Raw genomic sequence first — 18,521 nt, 5'->3', positions numbered from 1 at the left:
GCTTCAAGGGATCGGGAGAGGCATATGTCCAAGGAAACCCAGGCCGCGCAGAAGCGCATCGATCAGTTCTTCTCCGGTCCTGGTGCGCGGGCGGACGACTGGCGTGATCTGGTGGAGGCGGCGAAGGTATGGGCTCGCGGCGGCGATCGCGCCGCTTACGACGCGGCGCTGGCCGAGCTCTCGGTGACCGAGGAATTCCACGGCTATCCCGGTCTGCAATTGATGGCAGCGATGCGCGAAGCCGCGTCCGCCGGCGATGCGGCCGCGTCACGGTCGCTTGCGAGCAGGATTACCCAGGCCCTCGCGACGCGATCGTTCCGCCAGCACGCTGGCGACTGGAATGCCAAGGACGACGGCAATGGCGATGCGCCTGAACTGGTGTCACCCGTCCTGGGCGCACATTCAGCTCGCCGGCCTTATTTTGAGACGCTGATTGTTACCGGCGTATCATCCAGCCAATGGCCCGCGCTCGCAGCCGAATGGCGGAAGTTGCGCCGTCCGGAAGACGGCTTCCTCTATGAGCCTGTCATCGTCGGCAGTCTCGAAGACGCCTTCTGCGCAACCATGCTCAATCCCAACCTCGGTGCGGTCATCATCAATGAGGGGTTCGGACTGCGGTCCCGTCACAATGCGCCGGTGCTGCGTTCGATTACCGCGGCGGCGAGCCTCAACGAGGAAGCCGATGCGTCTGCGTTGCGGCTCGCCCAGATCATCAAGCGGGTCAGGCCCGAGCTCGATCTCTACATGATCTCGAACCGCGACGTCGAAGAGTTGGCCGGCAATCCCGAGGCCGATGTCGTCCGCCGCATCTTCTATTCGGTCGAAGAGCTTCTGGAGCTGCATCTGTCGATCCTCGAAGGCATCCAGGATCGCTACGACACGCCGTTCTTCGACAATCTCAAGAAATACGCGCAGCGCCCGATCGGGACGTTCCACGCGCTGCCGATCGCCCGTGGCAAGTCGATCTTCAAGTCCGACTGGATTCGCGACATGGGCGAGTTCTACGGCCCGAACCTGTTCCTGGCCGAGAGCAGCGCCACCACCGGCGGCCTCGACAGCATGCTGGAGCCGACCGGCACCATCAAGAAGGCGCAGGAGAAGGCGGCGAGGGCGCTCGGCGCCGATCGCGTCTTCTTCGTCACCAACGGCACCTCGACCTCGAACAAGATGGCGGTGCAGGCGTTGCTCGCACCGGGCGACATCGCGATCGTCGACCGCAACTGCCACAAGTCGCATCATTACGGCATGGTGCTCGCTGGCGCCCAGCCGCTCTATGTCGAAGCGTTCCCGATGACGGAATATTCGATGTACGGCGCGGTGCCGCTGAAGACGATCAAGCAGGCGCTGCTCAACGCCAAGGCCGACGGCCGGCTCGACCGCGTCAAATTGCTCGACCTCACCAACTGCACCTTCGACGGCCACATCTACAACACCCGCCGGGTGATGGAAGAATGTCTCGCCATCAAGCCGGACCTGATCTTCCTGTGGGACGAGGCCTGGTTCGGCTTCGCGCGGTTCTCGCCGTTCCTGCGCCGCCGCACTGGCCTCGGCGCCGCCAACGAGATCGAGGCGTGGATGCACGACCCGAAGTCGGTCGCGGCCTATGAGAAACAGCAGGCCGAGCTCGGCAAGAATCCGACGAACGAGGTGCTGCTCAAGACCCGGCTCATTCCCGATCCGCGCCAGATTCGCCTACGCGTCTACCAGACCAACTCGACCCATAAATCGATGTCTGCGATCCGGCAGGGCTCGATGCTGTCGGTCAAGGATGTCGAATTCCACACGGTCGAGCAGCAGTTCAAGGAAGCCGTGTTCACCCACGCCTCCACCAGCCCGAACCAGCAGCTCATCGCCAGCCTCGATATTTCGCGGCGGCCAGGCGGTGAACAACAATCCGCTGCTCTCGAAATACTTCCGCGTCCTCGGCGCCGACGCCATGGTGCCGGCGCAATATCGCCAGAGCGGTTTCACCGATTATCTCGCGGCCGGCGTGAACTGGGCCAATACGCTCAAGAGCCTGGACGACGACGAATTCTGCCTCGACCCGACCCGCATGACGCTCGTGTGCGGCACGGCCGGCTTCGACGGCACCCAGTTCAAGGGCATTCTGGCCAACGAGTACAACATCCAGGTCAACAAGACATCGCGCAATTCGGTGCTGGTCCAGTCCAACATCAACAATACCCGCAGCGACGTCGCTCATCTCATCCGCGTCCTCGCTGAGATCGCGGGCGAGGTGGACCGCGGGCTCGCACAAGGCGGCGCCAACGCGCGCCAGACCTTCGAGGCGCGGGTCAAGAGCCTGATGACGGACGTGCCTGATCTGCCGAACTTCTCGCACTTCCACCCGAGCTTCCGCGGTGATGCGGGCACCAAGACCAATGAAGGCGACATCCGCAGCGGCTTCTATTCCGCCTATGACGCTGCGGGATGCGAGCACCTTCGCCTCAATGATCCCGAGATCGATCGGCGGCTGAAGGCCGGCCCCGAACTCGTATCTGCCAATTTCGTGATCCCGTATCCGCCGGGCTTCCCGATCATGGTTCCGGGCCAGGTCATCACCCAGGAGACCATCGACTTCATGCGCAAGCTCGATGTGAAGGAGATCCACGGCTACGACGCCAAGGAGGGCCTGAAGCTCGTGCGCACCGAAGCCCTGGCGAAGCTCGGGCGGCCGAAGCCTGGTGCGCAGCCGAAGCTGAAGGCCGCCTCATAGTTCAGGCGAAGACGGCCACGATGATGGAGCCCCAGGTCGTCAACAGGATGTTGGCGACCGGGTAGGCTGGCGTGTAGCCCAGAACCGGGACGGGGCTGCCGGCGCGTTCCTGGAGCGCGGCCATCGCGGCCGTTACCGTTTGCGATCCGGTCAATCCGCCGAGCAGCAGGATCGGGTTCATCCGCAACACGAAATGGCCAAAGCAGAATCCGACGATCTGCGGCAGCAGCGTGACGGCCATGCCTCCCAGCAGAAGGCCGATGCCGGCTTCACGCAGGGCCGACAGGAAGATCGGCCCGGCGTGGATGCCGGTCAGCCCGACGAAAGCTGCGAGCCCAAGCGAGGTCATCAGGCTGATGGCGCCGTCGGGAATTTGTCCGAACAGGGGGTAACGCGTGCGCGACGCTCGTACTCGCGGCCGGCCTGGCTAAGTCATCAGCATGACAAGGACCATTCCCCAGATTGTCAGCAGCGTGTTTCCGACCGCGTATGTCACGGTATATCCCAGCCCCGGAATCTGACTCTTGGCGCGATCGTTGACCATGCCGAGCGAGGCAGTGGTGGTCCGTGCGCCGGAACAGCATCCGAGCAAGATGGCGTCATGGAAGCGGAACACGTACTTGCCGACATACATTGCGAGGATCAGCGGCACGGTGGTCACCACGATGCCCCAGAGGAACAGGCCAATGCCAAGCGCCTTCAGGCCGGCAACGAAGCCCGGTCCCGACGAGATACCGACGATGGCAATGAAGACGTTCAGACCGACGGAGTTCATGAACCAGACGGTCGGTGAGGGAATCCGGCCGAAAGTCGGATGCACGGAACGCAGCCAGCCGAAGAGCAGCCCTGAGATCAGTGCTCCGCCCGAGGTGGACAACGTGAGCGGCACGCTGCCAATCTTGTAGACGATCGCGCCGACCAGCGCGCCGATGGCAATGGCGGCACCGATAAAGGCAACGTCAGCAGTATCGGTTGCTCGATCCGGCCGGCCCAGCATCTTTGTGGCCGCCGCAACATCGGGCGTGCGTCCAACGATGGTGACGATGTCGCCCCGGTTCAGCTTTGTGTTGGGAAGAATGGGGATCTCAACCGCAATCGCGCCCCTCGTGATCTTGCGCAGGAATATGCCGCGCGATGCCGGTCTCTTCGCTAGCTCCTCCAGGGTCTTGCCGTCGACGTCCTTGCTGGTCACGTAGACCTCGAGGCCTTCGATCGGCATGGCAAGCAGCTCGCGATCGTCGATTTCCTCCGCCTGTTCACCGATCAATTGGACAAGCACATCGCGCCGGCCCGCCACGGCCACGACATCACCCGCGTGAATCACGGCATCCGCGATGGCATCGATGATCTTCCCGTCCTGTCGCAGCCGCAGAATGAACACCCGCTGATCCGGAACCAGCGCCTCGGCTTCCTGCACTGTCCTCCCGACCGCCGGGCCGCGCTCGCGAACGCGGAATGCACGGACCTCGAACTGGTGCCACGCGGTGCCGGGACCACCCAACTGCTTCTTGCCGCCGTGCTCCTCCTCATATTTCTTGCACGCCGCCTCCAGGTCGATGCCGAGCAGGGCCGGGCCCAACAGAGCCAGGACAATCGCAGACCCGACCGTGCCAAAGATATAGGTGACCGCGTAAGCGACCGGCATCCCGTCGAGCAACCTCTTCGCTTCCTCCGCAGGCAGGCCGAGGCGGTTGATCGCGTCGGTCGCAAGGCCCATGGACGCCGAGATGGTCTGCGAGCCGGCATAGAGCCCCACGGCAGATCCGACGTCGTAGCCGGCGACCTTGGCGCCGAGATAGGCGGCTGCGAGGCAGAACACGCACACGACGGCTGCGAAGATCGCCTGGGGCACGCCGTCCTGCGCGATGCCGCGCACGAATTGCGGCCCGACGCCGTAGCCGATGGCAAACAGGAACATCAGGAAGAAGAACGGCTTGAGCGGGCCCGTAATCGTAATCCCGATCTGGCCGATGATGACGGCTGCGATCAGCGTCGCTGTCACCGCGCCGAGGCCGAGGCCTTTGTAGGTGAAGGAGCCAAAGTAATAGCCCAGAGCCAGCGAGAGGAAGATCGCGATTTCCGGATAGCTCTTGAGTGTCTGGAAGAACCAATTCATCACGTCCCCCGTTCATGCTGTGTGAAAGCGCTGAAGAGCCGGCGAAGGGCTCAGGTCGAGTCAGCTAATAGCAATCGACGGCTCACCTTCCGATGTTGATCTATGTCAACCGTATGCGCCGACTTGCACCCGATGCCGTCGCGGTCGCATCTTCGCTGCGTTGCAGCGCTTCGGCGTCATTCGTCGCGGCCGAACCGTTGAGATAGATCAAGGATCGTCGTCGGCCACCGATCATCCTGCGGTGATCGCACAGGCGATGACGCCTGTCCGCTCCGCCTTAGCAGGTTGCACAGCTCGGGAGTTTCACATGGCCGACCTTTTAACTCTGAAGAAATTCGAGGCATTGAGCCCCTTCGAGATCAAGGACGAACTGATCAACCTGGCGAAGGCGACCTCGAAGCGAACGCAGAGCGCGTTTTTGAACGCCGGCCGGGGCAACCCGAACTGGATCGCGACCACCCCGCGTGAAGGCTTCTTCCTGCTCGGGCAATTCGCCATCGGCGAAAGCAAGCGGGTGATGGAGCATCCCGCCGGCGTGGGAGGAATGCCTCAGGCGAAGGGCATCGCGGCACGATTTGAGTCATGGCTCGCCAGCCATTCCGACATGCCGGGAGCGAGCTTCCTCAAGGAGATGCTGCCCTTTGCGGTCAAAAAATTCGGGTTCGATCCGGATGCCTTCGTCCACGAGCTCGTCGATTCCATCATCGGCGACAATTATCCGGTGCCGGACCGCATGCTCGTGCACAACGAAAGGATCGTGCACGAATATCTGATGTGGGCCGTATGCGGCGAGCCGAAGCCGGCGGGCAAATTTGACATCTATGCCGTCGAGGGCGGCACGGCGGCGATGTGCTACCTCTTCAAGTCACTGAAGGCCAATCGTCTGCTGGTTCCCGGCGACACCATCGCGCTGGCGACGCCGATCTTCACGCCCTACATCGAGATGACACATCTGGAGGACTACGACCTCAAGGTCGTTCAGATCAGAGCTCCGCAGGAAAACAGATTCCAGTTCACCGACGAGGAAATCAAGAAGCTGGAAGATCCGAAGGTCAAGGCCTTCTTCGTCGTCAATCCGTCCAATCCTCCCGGGATGGCGCTGAGCAAGGAGACGATCGCCAAGCTCGCGAATCTGGTCAAGACCAAGCGCCCCGACCTCATGCTCCTGACCGACGACGTCTATGGCACCTTCGTGCACGGTTTCCGATCGTTGCTCGGCGAGCTGCCGCACAACACGATCGGCGTGTATTCCTATTCAAAGTACTTCGGTTGCACCGGCTGGCGGCTCGGCGCGATTGCCATTCACGAGGACAACATCTTCGACAAGATGATCGCCAAGCTGCCCGATGCCGCCGTGAAGGCCCTCGACAAGCGCTACGGTCCGCTGACGCTGGAGCCACGCAAGCTGAAGCTGATCGATCGGATCGTCGCCGATAGTCGGGACGTGGCGCTCAATCACACTGCAGGCCTGTCTTTGCCGCAGCAGGTCATGATGAGCCTTTTCTCCCTTTCGGAGATGCTCGATGAAAAGAAGGCCTATCAGGCCGCCTGCATGGAAATCGTCAACAAGCGACTGTGGTCGCTGCTTGACGGCCTCGGTCTTGCTGACAAGCTTACGCCTAATCCCAATTATGATGCGTACTACGGCCTGATCGATTTTGAATTCTGGGCTCGTAAGAACATCGGCGACGAGGCCGTCGATTACCTGAAAAAGAATGTTCATCCGCTCGATCTCGCGTTTCGGCTGGCCGAAGCCCATGGCATCGTGTTGCTGAATGGCGGCGGTTTCGACGCGCCCGAATGGTCGCTTCGGGTGTCGCTGGCAAATCTCCCCGACGATGTCTACGACGATATCGGGCGAGGCGTGCGTGCCATCGCGCGAGGTTATCGGGACGCTTACGAGGCGGCCAAAGGCGGCACAAAGTAACGGAGAGCTCCCGGTCAATCCAAAGCGCTTCTGCATCATTACCAAAAGGGGGAACAGAACTATGAAACAGACTGCCATCTACGCTGCCCTGGTCACCTCGCTCGTAACTGTCGCCGGCTTCACTACGCCCTCGCGTGCCGACACCGGCCAGGTCGCCGTCGTCTTCACCAAGGGCGGCTTCATCGTCGGCGTGGGCGGCGGGGACGGCGTGCTGCTATATCGAGGGCACAAATATCCCTTCACCGTCTCCGGTATGAGCGTGGGCTTCACCGTTGGCGCCTCGACCAGCAGGCTGGTCGGTCGCGCGCTCAATCTGAAGGGACCGCAGTCGATTGAAGGCTCCTACGCGGCGGGCGGAGCAGGTGGCGCGATTGCCGCCGGCGCTGGCGCCGTGCAGCTGCAGAACGGCAATGGCGTGATCCTTCAGCTCAGCGGACCGAAGGTCGGCGCGGAAGTATCGGCCGCGGTCGGCGGCGTCACGATCCGGCTGAAATAGTCCACGAGGCTCACGACAAGACGGGCTGCCGCATCGCAGCCCGTTTTTCGTTTTCATGATTGAGGGCGCTTCAGTAACGTTCCTCAACGAATTTCAGGCCGCGCAGGCTGGCCTGGTCGTTGTAGCGTCCCTTGTGGGAGCGCGGTGGCAGCTTGACCTTCTCGCGCTTGACCTTCTTGTAGGGGATCGTCTGCAGGATGTGTGAGATGACGTTGAGCCGCGCGCGTCGCTTATCGTTCGAGCGGATCAGCCGCCACGGCGCGTGCTTGGTGTCGGTCGCCTCGAACATCATGTCGCGCGCGCGGGAGTAATCATACCAGCGTCCGAACGACTCGGTGTCCATCGGGCTCAGCTTCCATTGCCTTAGCGGATCCTCGATACGCGCCTTGAAGCGCAGCTCCTGCTCCTCCATGCCGACCTCAAGCCAAAGCTTGATCAGGAGGATGCCGGCCTCGACCGCGAACTTCTCGACCTGCGGACACAGTTCCAGGAATCGTTTGTGTTCGGCCGCCGAGCAGAAGCCCATGACATATTCGACGCCGGCGCGGTTGTACCAGCTCCGGTCGAAGATCACGATCTCACCGCCGGCCGGGAATTGCTGGATATAGCGCTGCAGGAACATCTGGGATTTTTGGCGGTCGGATGGCGCGGGCAGGGCGCAGATACGGAAGACCCGCGGGCTCACCTTTTCGGTCAATGCCTTGATGGTCCCGCCCTTGCCGGCGGCGTCGCGGCCCTCGAAGATGATGATCACCTTCGATTTCTGGGCCTTGACCCACTCCTGGAGGTGACACAGCTCGACCTGGAGCTTTTCGAGCTCCTTCTCGTAGTCCTTCCGCTTCATGCGTTCTGCGGGCGCGTGCTTGGCCATGCCGGTCCTTTCGTTGTTGCGCTCGTCAATGGTCCCAGGAAATAGTGACGCCAATATCGCCCGGCATGCCGCCCGGGAAATCGATGACCTGGTAGGCGATGCGATAACCTCGCGGCTGGAGGTAGTCGGCCCAGAGCTGGAAGATCTCCTTGGGGATTCCGGTCAACGTGTTCTGCCAGCCTGTTTCCATCTGATTGATGGCACGCCCCTTGTCGGTACAGAGCGAGTTGGGGAAGCGATAGACGAGCACCTCGGTCAGACCGTTTCTCACGGCTCGCTGGATGATGGTCGCCGCGAGCTTGATCTTCTCTTCCTCGCTCTTGCCGGAGGGCTTGCCCAGACGGTCGATCAGCGCGCGCTTCTCGGCGTCAGCGGCTGCGGCGCGGCGAACATATTCCTCGGCCTTCTCCGCTTCCTTGCGGGCGGCTTCTTTCCGGATCTGGGTGGCGTTGGGAATGAGATCGTCGAGGCCGGGCATGACAGGCGACTCCCAGTGATTATTCAACCAGCATTCGCGAAACGCTATATTCGGCGGGGAACATTCCCTTGATTCAAATCAAGCAAACCGACAGACTGCCTGAACACAGTGTCGCCAGAGCACGTTTGACGGGGAGAGACAATTGAACGAGCAGTTGCATCCGATGGCGCCACATCATCTGCCGTTCTATCTCGCGCCCGGGAGCGGCACCGATACGCTGATGGTGGTGATGGGCGTGTTTCTGATCGGCGTCATCCTGTGGGTTGGCACGCTCTATTGGAAACTGCACAGCCTGCCGGAGCGGATGGCGCACAAGTCGCAGAAGCTGCAATTCGAGTTCGTCGCCGTGCTCGGCCTGATCTCGCTGTTCACGCACATGCACATCTTCTGGGTCGCGGGCCTGCTGCTGGCGCTGATCGATCTTCCGGATTTCGGCACGCCGCTGCGCAGCATCGCCGATTCCGTCGAGAAGATCGCCGACACGACGCCGGGTGAGGTGAGCGAGGACGGGCAACCCGGCCCGCCGCCATCGCAACCAACCGGACCGGCGAAGGAAAGGGAGCACAATCATGTTTGAACTCATGTTCTGCTCCCTGCTGACGATCGTGCCGGATTATCTCTATCGGCGTTATGCCCAGGGAAAGCGGTTCGGCAAGGAGATCACGTTCTTTTCCGTCTGGTACGAGCTGCGATGGGGCATCACGGGCTGCCTGATGCTCACGGTCGCGCTGATCACCATGATCTTCTATTTCCATCCCACCGCAGAGTCGGCGACGCTGTATTTCCGTACAGTGCCGATCCTGCCTGAGGGCTCGGGACGCGTCGAGGAGGTCAAGGTCGGATTCAGCGCGCAGGTGAAGCAGGGCGACGTGCTTTTTACACTGGACAGTTCCAAGCAGCAGGCCGCGTTCGAAACCGCCAAACGGAAGATTGCCGAGATTGATGCGTCGCTGGTGGCGGCGAAATCCGACGTGGTCAAGGCTGAGGCGCAGACTCAGGAAGCCAAGGCCAACTACCAGCAGGCCAAGGATGAGCTTGATACGAAAGCGGAGCTGCAACGTCGCAATCCCGGCATCGTTGCGCAACGCGACATCGACAAGCTGCAGGTCATGGTCGATCATCGCCAGGCCGGCATCGACGCGGCGACTGCCGTGGGTCAATCCGCGGCCCTGCAGGTCTCGACGCTTCTGCCGGCGCAGAAGGCCAGCGCTGAAGCTGCGCTCGCGCAAGCTCAGGTTGATCTCGACAAGACCATCGTTCGCGCCGGCGTCGATGGGCGCGTCGAGCAGTTCTTCCTTCGGAGGGGAGACCTTGTCGCCCAAATCATGCGGCCGGCCGGGATTTTGATCCCGGAGGGAGCGGGCAGGAAGAGCTTGCAGGCAGGTTTTGGGCAGATCGAGTCGAACGTGATCAAGGAAGGGATGGTGGCTGAAGCGAGCTGCATCTCCAAACCCTGGGTGATCATCCCGATGGTCGTGACGTCCGTTCAGGACTACATCGCGGCCGGACAGGTCTCGGGGGGACAACAACTGGTCGAGGCGCAGAATGCCGCGAGACCCGGTACCATTCTCGCGTTCCTGGAGCCGCTCTACAAGGGCGGGCTCGAGGGCGTAACGCCGGGCAGCAGTTGCATCGTCAACGCCTATACCAGTAATCATGAGGAGATCTCTGCCAAGGACACCTCGACCGGCCGTGCCATTGCGCTGCACGTCGTTGACGGCGTGGGCCTCGTGCACGCGCTGCTGCTGCGTATCCAGGCACTCCTGTTGCCGATCAAGACACTGGTGTTGAGCGGTCATTGAACAGAATCATGATCGCTTTACGCAAGTCGTTCGCCTCGGCTGCGTCGTTGATCGGCTCGCTCCTTGTAACATCCGGCGGCGCCGGTGCGTCGACCTGAACGGTGCCTGGGCCACGGGTGCGGATCGTTGCGACAAAGTGTTCGCGCGCCAGGCGGCAAGCTCGGTTTCATTGATATCTTGGACGTCTATGGCGGCGGCTTTATCATTGATGGCGATCAGATCGTCGGCAGTTTGCTCGCTGCAGGATCAAGGCAAGGAAGGACAACGGTCCGAATGTCAATCTGATGGTGGCCTGCGCGACCGACATCGTGCTGTCCAGTGTTCAGTCCAACCTGAAGGAACTCGATGCCGACAGCCTGGTCCGCCCGTTCCCCGGGGGGATCGAGGTCAGGAAACTAGCTATCGCTGCCCCGCGCGATATAGCCCGACGCGAAGCTTGATACATATCAAAGAAGCGGGTTCGAACTCGCGCTGAATAGCCCCCTATCTCAGGAGGATCGATATGAAACAAGAAGCATTCCTTCACGTACGCTTCCGCGTGATGTGGGGCGCTGCAGCGGCCGTGTTGCTGCTTGCAGCGACCTCACCGGCGAGCGCCGATGATCCGGCCAAAATTCTGAAGGCGATGACCGACTATCTCGGCAGCCAGACCACGCTGTCCGCATCCTTCGAGAGCGACATCGAGATCATCACGCCGGAGCTCCAGAAGATCCAGTTCGCGAGTTCCGGCCAGATCAAGCTGAGCCGGCCCGACAAGTTGCGCGTCAACCGCACCGGCGGCTATTCCGACGTCGAGTTGGTCTATGACGGCAAGACCATTTCGCTCTACGGCAACGATGCCAAATCCTACATGCAGGCCGATGCGCCGGGCACCGTGGATCAGATGATCGCTGGCATGCAGTCCCACTCCGGTCTCGGCATGCCGGGCACCGACCTCATCCTCGCCAACGCGTTCGACGAACTGATGGCCACGACCACCGAGGGCAAGCACATCGGTCAGGGCGTGATCGACGGCGTTGAATGCGAGCATCTCGCATTTCGCACGCCGGACACCGACTGGCAGATCTGGATCGAGCCCGGCGCAAAGCCCGTGCCGCGAAAATACGTGATCACCAGTAAGACGCTCACGGGTGCGCCGCAATACACGCTGCGGATCAGGGACTGGAAGACTGACGCCTTCACCGACGCCGACACCTTCGTGTTCAAGGCCCCAGCCGGCGCCACCAAGATCGATCTGGATGCCGCCGCGGTGGCGGATTTCGACGAACTTCCCCCCGGTACACCGACAGGAGTCACGAAATGAGCAGATCACGAACGATCTTCATGTGTGCCGTCGCCGTCGCTACCTTCGCCGCCGGGATGTCGTGGAATGGCGCGGGTCGTGTGGCCGAGAGCGGCTTCTTCTCCGAAGCGGAGGCCCGGGTCGGAAGGCCGCTCACGCCCATGAGCTATGCCGGAGTCGCCCGGCGGACGACGCGCCGCGCGGTGGCCGTAGGCGCGGCGGCCGGTGCGGCCGGCGCGTACTATGGATCCTCTTGCGTGCAGGCGGTTGATGCTTATGGCCGGGTCGTCACCCGCTGTTGAGGGTCGGTTTCCAGGTCTGTCGAAGTCGCACGGTTCCCGCTAGGATTGCAGCCAGCGATGAGCGGAGAACGCCGTCGGGGAGGCAGATGAGCGGCGGCAGCTCCAAAGCGTCGGACAAATCGTGGCCTGTCGCGGTCGCGTTGCTGGGTCTCGGCCTGTTGCTCGCTGCCTGCATGCCGTCCAGACCGGCCGGCGCCGTCGAGCTTGGCGAGCCTCGCTATCGCGAGCTCAAGCGCGTGCTGGTTTTGGATTCCTTCGGACGGGAATTCCGTCCCTGGAGCGAGTATGCGCGCAGCATCAAGGCCGAGCTCGAGCGGCAATCGCCATGGCCGCTCGATATCCAGGAGCACACGTTGCTCTCCGCGCGCTTCAACAATCCCGGCCCGGAGGCGCCCTTCGTGGAGTATCTCGGCTCGGTCTATCAGGGTGCGCCACCGGACATCGTATTGAGCATCGGCGCGCCTGCGGCGCGGTTCGTGCAGAGATACCGCCAGAAGCTGTTTCCCGACACGCCGACGGTGCTGACGGTGCTGACGGTGGTGGAGCAGCGGCTAGTGAACCGTTTCGACCTCACCGACAAGGACGTCGTCGTGTCAGTCCGGAACGACTTCGTGGCGGCCTTCGAGAACATCCTCCAGGTGAAGCCGGATACCAAGACCGTCGCCGTGGTGATTGGTGCCTCGCCGCTGGAGAAATTCTGGGTGGACGAGGTCGCGCGCGAGCTGAAGCCGCTTGGAGACCGGCTCGCAATCGTCTGGTATTCGGACCTGTCGTTCGAGGAGATTCTGCAACGCGCGGCGAAGCTTCCGCCGCATACGGCGCTGTTCTGGGGCCTGATGTCGGTCGATGCCGCTGGAATCGTCCATGAAGGCGATATCGCGCTACGCAGCCTGCATGCGGTCGCGAACGCACCGATCTTTTCCTACCAGGAGCCGTTCTTCGGCGGCAGCACTGTCGGTGGCCCGATGCATTCGACTGCGGAGACGACCCGGAAGACCGTTGATGCCGCCATTCGCGTCCTCCGCGGGGAGAAGCCGTCCAGCATCAAATACGAGCCGATCGGGTTTGGGGTGCCGAAATATGACTGGCACGAGCTGCAGCGCTGGGGCATCGACGAAAGCAGTCTACCTGCCGGGAGCGAAATTCTGTTTCGTGAGCCTAACATCTGGGAACGTTTCCGTTGGCAGATGTTGATGATTACGGCCGTGTTCCTGGTGCAGGGGGGCCTGATCAGCGGTCTCCTTCATGAACGCCGTCGCCGGCGGCTTGCTGAGGTCGAGTCGCGCCAGCGCTTTGCCGAACTCGCTCATGCCAATCGCTATTCGGCCGTCGGAGAGTTGACGACGTCGATTGCCCACGAGCTGAACCAGCCGCTCGGCTCGATCCTGACCAACGCCGAGACCGCAGAGCTGATGCTCAAGGCCGCCTCGCCAGATCTCGAAGAGATCCGGCACATTCTTGCCGACATCAGGCGCGACGACCAGCGGGCGAGCGAGGTGATCCGCCGTCTGCGCAGCGTCCTGAAGAAGACACCGTTCGAGATCAGGAACCTCAAGCTCAACGACACCGTGTGGGAGGCGATCGGGCTGGTAGCGGCCGTTGCCGACGGGCGCCGCATTTCGCTGAGCTATGTCCCTGCCATCGCTGATCTGCCCATCAAGGGCGATCCCATCCAGGTCCAGCAAGTCATTCTCAACCTCATCATCAACGCGATGGACGCGATCTCCGATGCGGACACGAAGAAGCGAGAGGTGAGTGTGGCGACGTTCCGCGTCGGCAACCAGGCCGAGATCAGGATCGCCGATACCGGTCCCGGCATCGCGGCCGACGATCTCGCAAACGTCTTCAATCCGTTCTTTACGACCAAGCCGCAGGGCATGGGGATGGGGCTCGCGATCGCGAAAACCATCATCGAGGCCCATCACGGCACGATGGCTGCCGCGAACCTGCCAGCCGGCGGTGCGCTGTTCACGGTCAGTCTCCCGATCGTCCGATAAGGATCGGTATCTTGATCTTGATCAAGCCTTGGGGGTCGGCGGGATCGTTTCCTTTCGCAGTTGCGTTGTGGCCGGGACGGGCGCGGCGCAGTCGGGGAGTGGTGGAGTGCGATGAAACGCCGTGAATTCATGTCGCTGGTCGGCGCAGCGACTGCGTTCCCGGTTCTGGCGAGAGCCCAGGATCTGGCGCAGGACAGGACCGGGCCAGCGCACCTCGAACCGATAGTTCTGGTTGGCGATCCAGCCGAGATCGGCCAGCCCCTGCTGAAAGGCACCGACACGCATCTGCGCGCCGGGATCGCCGGGCACATTGCCGGTCAGAACAATGACCGATGGCATCCTGATCCGGCGCGGCAGCAAACAGACGCGCTTGAGCTTGTTGCCTCCCGGCCGGACGTGCTGCTTGCGACCAGCACGGGGACAACCCGGGCGTTGCGCAATGCGACGCAAACGATTCCGATCGTTTTCGTGGGGCTGTCCGATCCCGTCGGGACCGGCCTGGTCAACAATCTGGCGCGACCGACCAACAATCTGACCGGCTTCTCGCTCTATGAGCATTCGATGAGCGGGAAGTGGTTGAGCCTGCTGAAGGACATGGTGCCTGATTTGAGTCATGCCACCGTTCTGTTCAATCCGGAGTCAGCGCCTTACGCGCCATTTTATCTCCAGGCCGCGCGCCAGATGGAAAATCGTCTCGGCATGAAGGTGACAGGTGCCAGCGTCCGCAGCAGCGCCGAGATCGCGGCGGCGATCGAAGCAGCCGCGCGCAGCGGCAGCGGCATCGTTGTGCTGCCGGACGGCGGCTTCTTCGCGGCACAGAGCGGGATGGCCATTCCGCTGCTGGCGCAGCGTCGCGTGCCGGCGATCTACGCCGTCCGCTTCTACACGATGAACGGCGGCCTGATGTCATATGGCGCAGATCTCACCCAGCAGTTTCGCGACGGAGCTGGTTATGTCGACCGCATCCTGCGTGGTGCGGAGATTCGTACTCTGCCGGTACAGTTTGCAACCAAGTTCGAATTGGTGATCAACGCGAAGGCGGCCAATGCACTCGGCCTCACAGTGCCCGGTAGGCTCCTGATGGAGGCCGAGCTGATCGAGTGAGCTCTTGCGTTGCAGCAGGGCGACCGCACGGTTTCGTTGATCTCGATCAACAAATGCTTGTGCCCCGGTCCGATGGTCGCAGACGGAAAGTCTTGTGGAGGTCGTGATGTTTCGCTGCGGCAGGACCCTGATGGCGCTTGCGCTGGTGGTGGCGGTCCCCGCCGCTGCAATGGCTGAGGCTGCGACGCCGGCGGCTCCGACAACGACGGCGGCCCCGAGCACCCAGGCACAGCCGGCAGCTCCGCCGGCACCGTCAGCCGAGCTCTTGAAGCCGGAGCAGCTCGAAGCTCTGGTGGCCCCGATCGCGCTCTATCCCGACGAGCTCCTTGCCAATGTGCTGGCGGCTTCGACCTATCCACTTGAACTGGTGCAGGCCGACCGCTGGCTAAAGGAGCGCAAGACGCTGAAGGGCGATGCGCTGAAGACGGAGGTCGATAAGCAGGCCTGGGACGACAGCGTCAAGGCACTCGTCAGCACCGCCGACGTCCTGGCCATGATGAGCGACAAGCTCGAATGGACCGAGCAACTCGGTGACGCCTTTCTCGCGCAGCAACCCGACGTGATGGATGCGATCCAGCGCCTGCGCAACAAGGCCTATGACAACAAGAAGCTGGTCACCACCAAGCAGCAGAAGGTCAGCGTGCAGTCCCAGGAAGGCAAGCAGGTCGTTGTGATCCAGCAGGCCGATCCGCAGGCGGTCTACGTGCCTTATTACGATCCGGCGACGGTTTACGGCGCCTGGCCCTATGCATCCTATCCGCCGTATTATTTTGGCTATCCCTCCTATATCGGCGCGGGCGTGGTCGCGGCCGGAATCGCGTTCGGCACGGCCTGGGCGATCGGGCGATGGGGTAATTACTGGGGCGGCGGCGCCAACTGGGGCAACCGCAACGTCTATGTCAATCATCGCACCACCAACATCAACACCGGCTGGCAACACAACGCGGCGCATCGGGGAGGCGTGCGCTACAACAACGCCAACGTCCAGCAGCGCTTCGGCAACAACAACATCAGGGCAGGCGCATCCGACCGGATGGATTTCCGCGGCCGTGACGGCAACCAGGTGCTGCGTCCGGATCAGGGAGCGCGCGACCGCGCAGGCGATCGTGCTGGTGATCGCGGCGCCCCAGGAGATCGCGCAGGAGATCGAGCGGGTGACCGTGCCGGCAATCGTGGCGATCGGCCAGGCGGTGGTGATCGAGCCGGTGCAGGCGATCGCGCCAAGGGCGGCGGCGACAGGGCCAAGAATGCTGGCAAGGGCGGCGGTGATCGCGCCAAGGCTGTGAACCGCGGCAGCGGCGGTGGCGCAGGAAACCGTTCCGGTGGCGGCAATCGCGGCGGAGCGATGAACGTCTCCTCTGGCCGGTCAGCGGCCGCGGCATCGGCGCGGGGGCGATCGAGCATGGGGAGCATGCCGCGCGGTGGAGGTGGCGGCGCGCCGAGCATGGCAGGACGTGGCGGCGGAGGTGGTGGATTTCACGGCGGGGGTGGCGGAGGTGGTGGTCGCGGAGGCGGCGGTGGCCGGCGTTCCGATATCGCGCTGAAGCACGACATCGTCCTGCTCGGTCATCTCGCCAACGGTCTCGGCTACTATCGCTTCAGCTATATCGGCAGCGACAAGGCCTATGTCGGCGTGATGGCGCAGGAGGTCGAGCAGGTGATGCCTGATGCGGTGACCCGCGGCGCCGATGGATATCTGCGCGTCTATTACGACAAGCTCGGGTTGACATTCGGTACCTACCGCGACTGGCTCGCCGGCGGCGCGAAGATCCCTGCAGAGGTGGTGCCATGATCGGTCTGAATTCGTTCCATCGTGCGATCCTGCCCGGCTTGGTGGCGCTCACGTTGTTCGGCTCGCCGTCGCTCGCGCAGCAATCATACAAGTCGCCGGAGGACGCTGCCGCCGCGCTCGCCGCTGCGGTCAGGGCTGGTTCGAAAGACATCCTGAAAGTGCTCGGCAGGGCCGCCGAGGACATCGTTTCGTCCGGAGACGAGGTCGCCGACAACGACATCCGCGCGCGGTTCACGTCGATGTACGATGCCAAGCACGGCATCAAGGCAGAGGGCAACAAGACCGCGACCTTGATGCTGGGCCCGGATGATTTCCCGTTCCCGATTCCTCTGGTCAACGCCAGGAACGGCTGGGAGTTCGACACCGACGAGGGCCGGATCGAGGTGCTTCGCCGCCGCATCGGCCGCAACGAGCTCGACGCGATTCAGACCGCACTCGCCTATGTCGACGCGCAGAACGAATATGCCGACAAGGACCGCGGCGAGGGCGCCGGCGTCTATGCCCAGCGGATCGTCTCGTCCCCGGGCAAGAAGGACGGCCTGTTCTGGCGCGACGACAGCGATCCGAGTCCGCTCGGCGCGATGGCCGCCGACGCTTCCAAGGAGGGCTATAGGGCAAGCGATGTCGGGCCTGCGCCTTATCACGGCTACTACTTCCACATTCTCAAGGGGCAGGGCCGGAATGCGACGGGCGGCGCGCTCAACTATGTCGTCAAGGGCAAGATGATCGGTGGCTTCGGCTTGATCGCCTGGCCTGCCGAATACGGCAATTCCGGCGTGATGACCTTCCTCGTCAATCACGACGGCACCGTCTACCAGAAGGATCTCGGCAAGCGCACCGAGTTCATCGCCGAGCGCACCACGCTGTTCGACCCCGACGAGACCTGGAAGAAGGTCGATGCCGCAAAACCCTGAACGGTGGGTGGGCGTGTTCCGCCTGGCTGTCATGCTCCTGCTGGCGCTCGGGCTCGCGATACCCTCGACACCATCCTTCGCGCAGGCGGCCGGTCATGTCCACGTCAAGATCGTCAAGGCCGGCCTTCTCGTCGGCGGCGGCGTCGGCCGCGGAACGCTGGCCTATCGCGGCAAGACCTATCCGTTCAAGATCACCGGTCTCAGCTTCGGCATCACGGCCGGCGCCACGATCGGCCGTCTCGACGGCTGGGCCTCTGATATCCGCGAGGTCGGTGACTTCGCCGGTACCTACAGCTCCGTCGGCGGCGGCTTTGCGCTGGTCGGCGGAGTTACTGGCGCTCACCTCCGCAACGAGAAGGGCGTCACGATCGTGCTGCAAGGCCCGAAGGCAGGCGTCGAGCTCGCGGCCAATATCAGCCAAGTCACGATTTCGCTGAAGTAGGCTGGGTCGTGCACGGATCGGTGAGTGGCGCTCACTATTGATTCCTGCACAGGAGCGTATTGCTAAGTAACCGCGTGATCAATTTCTACATGGAATCCGGCTGATTCCTGCACCGGTTGGTATAATCAAAGGTAATTCTTGCATTGGCGGCCGCCCTCTAAAGCGCTCGGTAAAAAGTTCGGAGAGCGATCGGGAAGGCGGTCATCTCGGGCCGGACATCGCCCGCGATCGGACCACCGGTTCCGCCGGCTTTGACAGCATGCGGAGATTCCGCCATACATA

The 18,521-nt window shown here is 62.5% G+C and carries 15 protein-coding genes and 1 pseudogene; 12 read left to right on the top strand and 4 right to left on the bottom strand.

The features are described 5' to 3' along the window. Positions 1–24 precede the first annotated feature (24 nt). Positions 25–2,716: pseudogene (locus tag ABIA96_RS32605) on the top strand (decarboxylase). A gap of 1 nt (position 2,717) precedes the next feature. Here the strand turns inward: ABIA96_RS32605 and ABIA96_RS32600 are convergent. Then, positions 2,718–3,101, bottom strand: a complete 384-nt coding sequence (locus tag ABIA96_RS32600) for an aspartate-alanine antiporter-like transporter (RefSeq protein WP_354141059.1) — start codon at positions 3,099–3,101, stop codon at positions 2,718–2,720. A gap of 42 nt (positions 3,102–3,143) precedes the next feature. Then, positions 3,144–4,832, bottom strand: a complete 1,689-nt coding sequence (aspT, locus tag ABIA96_RS32595; RefSeq protein ID WP_502918867.1) for an aspartate-alanine antiporter — start codon at positions 4,830–4,832, stop codon at positions 3,144–3,146. A 307-nt stretch (positions 4,833–5,139) separates the two neighbouring features. On the opposite strand from aspT, the gene aspD reads away from it, so the two are divergent. Together aspD and ABIA96_RS32585 are read left to right on the top strand one after the other, a co-directional pair. After that, on the top strand, positions 5,140–6,759 hold the full coding sequence (gene aspD, locus ABIA96_RS32590) for an aspartate 4-decarboxylase (protein WP_354141016.1): 1,620 nt from the start codon (positions 5,140–5,142) through the stop codon (positions 6,757–6,759). Positions 6,760–6,820: 61 nt separating this feature from the next. Next, positions 6,821–7,255: a hypothetical protein gene (locus ABIA96_RS32585; RefSeq protein ID WP_354141015.1), complete on the top strand. Its 435-nt coding sequence runs from the start codon at positions 6,821–6,823 to the stop codon at positions 7,253–7,255. Positions 7,256–7,325: 70 nt separating this feature from the next. On the opposite strand, the gene ppk2 is transcribed toward ABIA96_RS32585, so the two are convergent. Continuing rightward, a complete protein-coding gene (gene ppk2, locus ABIA96_RS32580; RefSeq protein WP_354141014.1) occupies positions 7,326–8,126 on the bottom strand; it encodes a polyphosphate kinase 2 in 801 nt (266 codons plus the stop codon). A gap of 25 nt (positions 8,127–8,151) precedes the next feature. After that, positions 8,152–8,604: a hypothetical protein gene (locus ABIA96_RS32575; RefSeq protein WP_354141013.1), complete on the bottom strand. Its 453-nt coding sequence runs from the start codon at positions 8,602–8,604 to the stop codon at positions 8,152–8,154. 163 nt (positions 8,605–8,767) lie between these two features. On the opposite strand from ABIA96_RS32575, the gene ABIA96_RS32570 reads away from it, so the two are divergent. From ABIA96_RS32570 to ABIA96_RS32530, 9 genes are all read left to right on the top strand, one after another. Beyond that, the gene (locus ABIA96_RS32570; RefSeq protein ID WP_354141058.1) at positions 8,768–9,181 is read left to right on the top strand and encodes a hypothetical protein; all 414 of its coding nucleotides are present in this window, start codon (positions 8,768–8,770) and stop codon (positions 9,179–9,181) included. Next, the gene (locus ABIA96_RS32565) at positions 9,174–10,406 is read left to right on the top strand and encodes an HlyD family secretion protein (protein ID WP_354141012.1); all 1,233 of its coding nucleotides are present in this window, start codon (positions 9,174–9,176) and stop codon (positions 10,404–10,406) included. Before ABIA96_RS32570 ends, ABIA96_RS32565 begins: the two co-directional genes overlap by 8 nt. 502 nt (positions 10,407–10,908) lie before the next feature. Continuing rightward, entirely contained in the window at positions 10,909–11,709 is an 801-nt protein-coding gene (locus ABIA96_RS32560) for a DUF2092 domain-containing protein (RefSeq protein ID WP_354141011.1), read from the top strand. Beyond that, positions 11,706–11,990: a hypothetical protein gene (locus ABIA96_RS32555; RefSeq protein ID WP_502918866.1), complete on the top strand. Its 285-nt coding sequence runs from the start codon at positions 11,706–11,708 to the stop codon at positions 11,988–11,990. Before ABIA96_RS32560 ends, ABIA96_RS32555 begins: the two co-directional genes overlap by 4 nt. Before the next feature lie 86 nt (positions 11,991–12,076). Continuing rightward, the gene (locus ABIA96_RS32550; RefSeq protein ID WP_354141010.1) at positions 12,077–13,987 is read left to right on the top strand and encodes a sensor histidine kinase; all 1,911 of its coding nucleotides are present in this window, start codon (positions 12,077–12,079) and stop codon (positions 13,985–13,987) included. A gap of 111 nt (positions 13,988–14,098) precedes the next feature. Further along, positions 14,099–15,091: an ABC transporter substrate-binding protein gene (locus ABIA96_RS32545; RefSeq protein ID WP_354141009.1), complete on the top strand. Its 993-nt coding sequence runs from the start codon at positions 14,099–14,101 to the stop codon at positions 15,089–15,091. Between the two features lie 106 nt (positions 15,092–15,197). After that, on the top strand, positions 15,198–16,883 hold the full coding sequence (locus tag ABIA96_RS32540; protein ID WP_354141008.1) for a DUF3300 domain-containing protein: 1,686 nt from the start codon (positions 15,198–15,200) through the stop codon (positions 16,881–16,883). After that, positions 16,880–17,797, top strand: coding sequence for a DUF2950 domain-containing protein (locus tag ABIA96_RS32535; RefSeq protein WP_354141007.1), 918 nt, complete (start codon positions 16,880–16,882; stop codon positions 17,795–17,797). Before ABIA96_RS32540 ends, ABIA96_RS32535 begins: the two co-directional genes overlap by 4 nt. Next, positions 17,781–18,239: a hypothetical protein gene (locus tag ABIA96_RS32530; RefSeq protein ID WP_354141006.1), complete on the top strand. Its 459-nt coding sequence runs from the start codon at positions 17,781–17,783 to the stop codon at positions 18,237–18,239. The genes ABIA96_RS32535 and ABIA96_RS32530 overlap by 17 nt, the downstream gene beginning before the upstream one ends. Positions 18,240–18,521: the final 282 nt, after the last annotated feature.

It is taken from the genome of Bradyrhizobium sp. LB11.1 (assembly GCF_040549385.1).
Lineage (GTDB): Bacteria > Pseudomonadota > Alphaproteobacteria > Rhizobiales > Xanthobacteraceae > Bradyrhizobium.
This window is presented reverse-complemented; position numbering and strand designations above follow the sequence as displayed.